Raw genomic sequence first — 5,957 nt, forward strand, 5'->3', positions numbered from 1 at the left:
GGTGACGATAGCATTGCAGTTACGGCAACTACTGTTCGTATCCCAACCGTTGGTGGACACTCAGAGGCAGTAAATATTGAGTTCGAAAACGATTTTGATTTAGATGAAGTTCGTAGATTATTGAGCGAAACCGAAGGCGTTATCGTACAAGACGACGTGAAAAATTTCGTTTACCCAATGCCAATCAATTCGCATGGAAAAGATGAAGTTTTTGTTGGACGTATCCGTCGTGACGAATCTCAAGCTAATACATTAAATCTTTGGGTGGTTGCCGATAACCTCCGTAAAGGTGCTGCTACTAACGCTGTTCAGATTGCTGAATATATGTTGAAAGCAAATTTATTGTAACACAATTTTCTAAATTGTAGTTTTATAAGGGAAGGCATTTTTAATGTCTTCCCTTTTGTTTTAAATCTTATCAAAAGATTACATTTGTGCTAATCAAGCAATTACAATTCAACCTTATAATGAAAAAACTCATAATTCTTCTTTTATGCTCTTTAGGAGCTTTCGCCCAAATAAATCCCGAAAATATTAAAATCATACGTGATAAATGGGGTGTTCCGCACATTTTCGCTAAAACAGACCCCGAAGTATCATATGGATTAGCTTGGGCAAATGCCGAAGATGATTTTAAAACTATGCAGCTCACACTTTTGGCGGGCAAAGGTATGGTTGGCCGCCATAAAGGTAAAGATGGAGCAACCATTGATTATGTAGTTGCACTGTTACGTTGTAGAGAAGTGGTTGAAGAGCAATATGATAAAGTGTTTTCGCCCGAATACAAAGCACTCATTGAAGGCTATGTGGCTGGTATCAATGCTTATGCTGCCAAACATCCTGAGGAAGTTTTAGTAAAAGGGTCTTTTCCAACAACGCCTAAAGAATATACTGCCAGTACAGTTCTTTCGTTGTCGATGATTTCGGGCGTTGATGCAGTTTTGCAGAAAATCTTTAAAGAGAAAGTAAAAACGCTCGATGATTTTAAGGCAGCGGGCTCAAATGCTATGGCTATACACGGCTCTAAAACAACTGATGGAAGTGCCTATTTAGCAATCAATCCACATCAGCCGCTTGAAGGTCCTGTGGCTTGGTATGAAGCTCATTTATGCAGCGAAGAAGGTCTTAACGTTTTGGGTGCTTTGTTTCCAGGTGGACCTGTAATTTTTGTAGGTGCAAACGAAAACTTAGGTTGGACGCACACGGTGAATTATCAAGATAAAGTAGATGTTTTTCAACTCGAAATGAATCCTTCCAACAAAATGCAGTATAAGTTTGATGGAAAATGGGAAACTTTAGAGCAGAAAACAGTGAAATTGAAAGTAAAAATGGGAGCTTTCACGATTCCTGTTAAAAAAGTGGCTTTGTGGAGTAAATACGGAGCAACGGTTCAAACCAAGCAAGGTACTTTTTCGGTTAGATTTAGTGCTAATCAAGATATCAGAGGAATCGAACAGTGGTATAAAATGGATAAAGCTCGTAATTTCTCAGAATTCTATAAAGCCATGCAAATGACGGCTATACCAGGGTTTAATACCATTTATGCCGATAAACGAGATACCATTTTTTATGTAAGCAATGGGAAAATTCCATTCCGTGCCGAAGGTTATGATTGGAAAAATACAATTCCGGGTAATACTTCAAAAACGCTTACTACTTCCTTTCATCCGCTGAAAGATTTGCCACAATACATCAATCCTGTAAGTGGCTATTTATTCAATGCCAATCATACGCCATTTAATGCCACAGGCCAGAAGGATAACCTAAAAGCCCAAGATTTCGACCAAACAATGGGCTATGAAGTAAAAGATAATAACCGAAGTATTCGCTTTCAAGAAATGTTTTCGCAGTATGATAAAATCTCGTTTGAAGATTTTAAACGTATCAAATATGATGGTCAATTACCACAAGGGAAACTTTATTTTCCATCCAACACCGATGCTTTATTTCAGTTAAACCCGCAGGAATATGCTGATTTAAAGCCACTTATCGAAAACCTAAACTCTTGGGATAGAAAAACTAATGTTGAAAGCAAAGGAGCGGCTATTTTCTTAATTATGCTCAATTATTTCACCACAGACTTCCCAAAGAGAGAAACCTTAACCGATTATGTAATTACCAAAGAAGATGCGATTGGGGCTTTCCAATATGTAAATACATATATGAAACAGCATTTTGGAAGAACAGATATTGCTCTCGGTGATTTACAAAAATTAGTAAGAGGAAATATTGAAAAGCCAGTGTGGGGTTTGCCTGATGTGATTACAGCCATGCACACTCGCCCTTATAAAGATGGTAAATTGAAAGTTGTGCAAGGTGAATCTTACATTGGATTAATCAAATTTCCGAAAAATGGTTTACCAGAAATCGAAACAGTACTCAATTTTGGCCAATCAACCCATGCAGATAGTGCACATTTTGCCGACCAAATGGATTTGTATTTAAACCAGAAAACCAAGAAAATGACACTCGATAAGGCAGAAGTAATGAAAGCTGCCGTAAAGACGTATTCGCCAAAATAGGTTTTATATCACAATTATTAGCCTTTCATACTCATTTATTGGCGGTTCAGAGAATCGTCAGATGAAGTTTGAAACCTTATTTATGACAAAACCGTTTTGTTTTCATTCAGTTTTCTCTAAACAAACAAGTAAAATTTCTATGAATCGAATGTTCGGATTTGCCCTGATGGCGGTCTTTTTTTTCTTGATTGATTTGTATGTATGGCAAGCAATAAAAATTGTGATGCGTTCGGCCACACTTTCTACTCAACGAATCATCGGTTTTGGCTTTTGGGGACTTACCGTTTTTTCAATACTTTCAATCATTGCTATTTTTACTTATATGCCTATGTCGGCTCCCGTAAAGGCGAGTTTCCGTACATTTCTAATGGCTGGTATTTTTATCATTTATATATCCAAAGTATTCTCGGTTTTAGTTTTAATCATTGATGATTTAATTCGTTTAGGGAAATGGGTGATTAGCTTCTTTCAAGGCGATTCTGCTCCTGCACAAGTAGCCACTGAGGTAATTCAGCCCGCTGCCGAAAAAATTAGCCGTTCGGAGTTTTTAGCTAAATCAGCCTTAGCCGTTGGGGGGCTTCATGCAGGCGGTATGGCTTGGGGAATTCTTTCGGGTGCCCACGATTATCGCGTGCGTAATGTTACGCTTCGCATTAAAAACCTTCCACGCCAATTTGATGGAATGAAAATCGCTCAATTATCAGATATTCACTCAGGAAGTTTCTTTAATAAAACAGCAGTAAAAGGCGGTATTGAAATGTTGATGAAAGAAAAGCCTGATATGTTTTTCTTTACGGGAGATTTAGTAAACAATATTGCTCCTGAAGTAAAAGATTACATTGATATATTCTCAAAAATTAAAGCTCCATTGGGAACATTTTCAACCTTAGGAAATCACGATTATGGTGATTATACGCAGTGGGTTTCGCCAGAAAAGAAACGCCAAAACCTACAAGATTTGATGAATGCTCACAAAACAATGGGTTGGGATTTACTAATGGATGAGCATCGTGCAGTAAAAGTAGATGGAGAAAGTATCGGAATTTTGGGTATCCAAAACTGGGGAGCAGGAAATTTTGCCAAATATGGTAGCATTGAGAAAGCTCAACAAAATGCCCATGATTTACCAGTAAAACTTTTATTATCGCACGACCCAAGCCATTGGAGAGCACAAGTTTTGGGTAAGCAAACTGATATTGATGTGGCTTTTGCTGGTCATACACATGGAATGCAGTATGGGGTAGAAATTGCGGGCATTAAGTGGTCTCCTGTACAATTCCGTTATAAAGAATGGGCCGGTTTGTACGAAGAAAATAACCAAAAACTTTACGTAAACCGTGGTTTTGGCTATATCGGTTACCCAGGTCGTTTAGGTATTTTGCCAGAAATAGCTATTTTCGAATTAAAGGTTGGCTAATTTGAAAGAATTAGAAAAATATTTTAATCAACTGTCCCCGCTCAAGGCTGAAACTTGGGCGAATTTAAAACCGCTTTTTTCAAAGAAAAAACTACTGAAAGGTGAATATTTCATTGAGCAGGGACAGTTGGCTACTAAAATTGGTTTTCTTGAATCGGGAGTTATCAGAGCTTTTTATCGAAACGATGAAGGCGTTGAGTATAACAAGCATTTTTTTATTCCAAACGCTTTAGTTGGGGGATATGCTTCGATGATTACAGGAAGACCAAATGTGATTATCCAGCAAGCACTAATAGACTGTGATTTATTAGTGGCAGACTTCTCTCAACTGTCAGCCTTATACAATTCCCACCCTGATTTAGAGCGAGTCGCTCGTCGGCTTGCCGAGTTTTTCTTTGTAGATAAAGAAAACCGTGAAATCGAAATTATTTTATTAGAGGCAGATAAACGTTATGAACTTTTCCAAAAGCGTTATCCTTCGCTTGAACAACTCATTCCTCAATATCATATCGCTTCCTACTTGGGCATTACGCCTACACAATTAAGCCGTATTCGGAAGAAGTTATCACAACGCTAATTTCTTTACCTATGTAAATGTTTTTGATTTTCGGGCCATCTAATTTTGGTCAAAAATAAGGAATGAAACATTTACAAATGCTATTGATACTTTGGCTATTTACGGCGAAGGTAGATGCACAAACTACACCAAACAATATGGTATCACAAAAAAACTACACTATTTTAGTGTTGATGAATGCCACGCCCCAGTGGCTTTCGCATACACGTAGCGAACGGGCCGATTTTTTTGAAAAAAGAATCATGCCCATTTTTCAGAAAGTAAGTAAAACTGTAAAAGTTCAACTTTTTGATAGCGAATACTTTCATGCCCAAGTATCAGATTTTATTATAATAACTACCTCAGATTTAGAGCAATACAAGCTCATGATTGAATTATTGAGAGATTCTAAAATCTATGGTGAACCCTATTTTCAAATCAAAGATATTATCGTAGGGCAAGAAAATGCTTTTGAAGATTTTAATATTTTACTAAAAAATGAACACTAAGGGAAACACAATGCTCATAACTGGTGGAACTGCTGGAATTGGGCGAGCTTTGCTTCATAGATTTTACAGTTTAGGGAATCAGCTAATTGTTAGTTCAAGTAATGCCGAAAATCTTGAAAACCTTAAGCTTGAATTTCCTAACATAGAAACGGTTGTGTGTGATTTGGCTCAAGAAAAAGAAGTTTACAAACTAATAGAAATTTGTCAGCAGCGTTTTTCGACTATTAACGTATTGATAAATAATGCAGGCATCCAGTTTAATTATGATTGGAAAATAGAGCAGGAAGGATTGAAAAAAATCAAAGATGAGATTAGTGTCAATTTTACGAGCCCAATGCAATTAATTTATGGGTTATTGCCCTTGCTTTTGCAGAAACCCGATGCCGCAATTATCAATGTTTCGTCGGGCCTTGCTTTCGCACCTAAAAAATCAGCACCCGTCTATTGTGCAAGTAAAGCAGCTATTCATAGTGTGAGTAAAAGTTTGCGATATCAGCTTGAAAATACTTCTATAAAAGTATTCGAAATTATTCCTCCTTTGGTTGATACAGCCATGACTGCGGGTAGGGGAACAGGAAAAATTACAGCCGAGCAATTAGTCGATGAATTCATGAATAATTTTAAAAATAATAAGTTTGAAAGTAACATAGGCAAGACAAAGCTTCTTAGATTTATACAAAGACTTTCTCCTAAAATTGCTGACAAAATCATGAAAGGTGGTTTGTGAGTAAAATGATACAAAAAAATGCTTATTCTAATACTAGAATAAGCATTTTTTCATTTGAATTTAATACATTGGTTTAAGCTTGAAGATTTGACTTTTATGAATTGTAGTCTTGTTATTACTCTAAAAAAAAGCTTAAAATGACTTAAAAATTATTTTTATATTTTCTTTAAAAATAAATAACTGATAATCAATACTTTATGTTGAAACCTAAATTATTTTTTTAATA

At 36.5% G+C, this 5,957-nt stretch carries 6 protein-coding genes; all 6 read left to right on the plus strand.

Annotated elements, in window-relative coordinates; genetic code table 11:
- A partial coding sequence (locus A6M55_RS00005; RefSeq protein WP_255364391.1) for an Asd/ArgC dimerization domain-containing protein occupies positions 1–348 on the plus strand: 348 nt, incomplete at its 5' end.
- Between the two features lie 119 nt (positions 349–467).
- Positions 468–2,522 carry a penicillin acylase family protein gene (locus A6M55_RS00010; RefSeq protein ID WP_064196059.1) on the plus strand — a complete coding sequence of 685 codons (2,055 nt, stop codon included), beginning with the start codon at positions 468–470 and terminating at the stop codon, positions 2,520–2,522.
- A gap of 139 nt (positions 2,523–2,661) precedes the next feature.
- On the plus strand, positions 2,662–3,939 hold the full coding sequence (locus tag A6M55_RS00015) for a metallophosphoesterase (protein WP_064196060.1): 1,278 nt from the start codon (positions 2,662–2,664) through the stop codon (positions 3,937–3,939).
- On the plus strand, positions 3,932–4,516 hold the full coding sequence (locus A6M55_RS00020; protein ID WP_197491640.1) for a Crp/Fnr family transcriptional regulator: 585 nt from the start codon (positions 3,932–3,934) through the stop codon (positions 4,514–4,516). Before A6M55_RS00015 ends, A6M55_RS00020 begins: the two co-directional genes overlap by 8 nt.
- A 62-nt stretch (positions 4,517–4,578) precedes the next feature.
- On the plus strand, positions 4,579–5,004 hold the full coding sequence (locus A6M55_RS00025) for a darcynin family protein (protein ID WP_015029005.1): 426 nt from the start codon (positions 4,579–4,581) through the stop codon (positions 5,002–5,004).
- On the plus strand, positions 4,994–5,731 hold the full coding sequence (locus A6M55_RS00030) for an SDR family oxidoreductase (protein WP_015029006.1): 738 nt from the start codon (positions 4,994–4,996) through the stop codon (positions 5,729–5,731). Before A6M55_RS00025 ends, A6M55_RS00030 begins: the two co-directional genes overlap by 11 nt.
- The last annotated feature ends 226 nt before the right edge of the window (positions 5,732–5,957 follow it).

The organism is Emticicia sp. MM (genome assembly GCF_001649495.1).

Coding starts and splice junctions, on each gene's coding strand:
- A6M55_RS00010 (WP_064196059.1), top strand. CDS start 468: ATGAAAAAACTCATAATTCTTCTTTTATGCTCTTTAGGAGCTTTCGCC.
- A6M55_RS00015 (WP_064196060.1), top strand. CDS start 2,662: ATGAATCGAATGTTCGGATTTGCCCTGATGGCGGTCTTTTTTTTCTTG.
- A6M55_RS00025 (WP_015029005.1), top strand. CDS start 4,579: ATGAAACATTTACAAATGCTATTGATACTTTGGCTATTTACGGCGAAG.
- A6M55_RS00030 (WP_015029006.1), top strand. CDS start 4,994: ATGAACACTAAGGGAAACACAATGCTCATAACTGGTGGAACTGCTGGA.